The organism is Pseudoalteromonas sp. SR44-8 (assembly GCF_014163635.1).
GTDB classification, from domain to species: domain Bacteria; phylum Pseudomonadota; class Gammaproteobacteria; order Enterobacterales; family Alteromonadaceae; genus Pseudoalteromonas; species Pseudoalteromonas rhizosphaerae.
The window spans coordinates 1-437 of the sequence record NZ_JACJDS010000100.1; the positions used below are offsets into that span (position 1 = coordinate 1).

The window sequence follows — 437 nt, forward strand, 5'->3', positions numbered from 1 at the left end:
TTAAAGCTGCTGACATCAAACTCACTACCACTGATAGTCCATGCCCCAGAGCCATCAGCCGTCACAGTACGCGATTGGTTATTCGAACCATCGCTGATAGTCACACTGACACTGGCATTGGCTTCCGCCCCAGAGCCGGTGATCAATACACTGTCATCTTCTACGGCATTGATCCGGCCATCAACCTCAATCGGGGTCGTTATGGTCAAGGCATTCGGTGCTGCGTTATCTAAAATCACTGAGGTGCTGGCTGCACTTGAAGTATTGCCCGCTGTATCCGATTGTGTGGCGCTGACGGTGAGCGTGCCATCGTTAAAGCTGCTGACATCAAACTCACTACCACTGATAGTCCATGCCCCAGAGCCATCAGCCGTCACAGTACGCGATTGGTTATTCGAACCATCGCTGATAGTCACACTGACACTGGCATTGGCTTC

At 51.7% G+C, this 437-nt stretch carries 1 protein-coding gene; it reads right to left on the reverse strand.

Translation table 11 applies throughout. From position 1 onward, the window contains the following. A partial coding sequence (locus H5183_RS21495) for an Ig-like domain-containing protein (protein ID WP_182732691.1) occupies positions 1-437 on the reverse strand: 437 nt, incomplete at both ends.